Source organism: Mucilaginibacter limnophilus (genome assembly GCF_004005815.1).
Classification (GTDB): domain Bacteria; phylum Bacteroidota; class Bacteroidia; order Sphingobacteriales; family Sphingobacteriaceae; genus Mucilaginibacter; species Mucilaginibacter limnophilus.
Map to the genome: position 1 here is coordinate 1 of NZ_SACK01000032.1, position 283 is coordinate 283.

Below are 283 nucleotides of genomic sequence, written 5' to 3' on the forward strand. Positions count from 1 at the left end.
AACATAAGAACATCCTGCTGCTTTTGGTTACTACTTCTTTAACAAAATAACAAGTCTAAGGGAAAAAGTAACCAAAAAGAAACCTCGCGGCTGCGCACTGCCGGCCAATGTTACTGCCAAAGCAATGCCTCTGCCCATCCGGCATTACGATGCCGTATCCTTTTTAAGTTTGTATTAAGCGATTGTGTGGCTCTTTTTTCGTGACCGCAAGCAATTAATCCTACGCTGTCATGCTGAACTTGTTTCAGCATCCCTCATGCTAAGCTAAGCAATCGAATTGTCC

The 283-nt window shown here is 43.5% G+C and carries 1 protein-coding gene; it reads right to left on the bottom strand.

Going from position 1 to position 283, the window contains the following annotated elements; genetic code table 11:
* Nucleotides 1–110 precede the first annotated feature (110 nt).
* A complete protein-coding gene (locus EOD41_RS20875; protein WP_164850015.1) occupies nucleotides 111–251 on the bottom strand; it encodes a hypothetical protein in 141 nt (46 codons plus the stop codon).
* Between the last annotated feature and the right edge of the window lie 32 nt (nucleotides 252–283).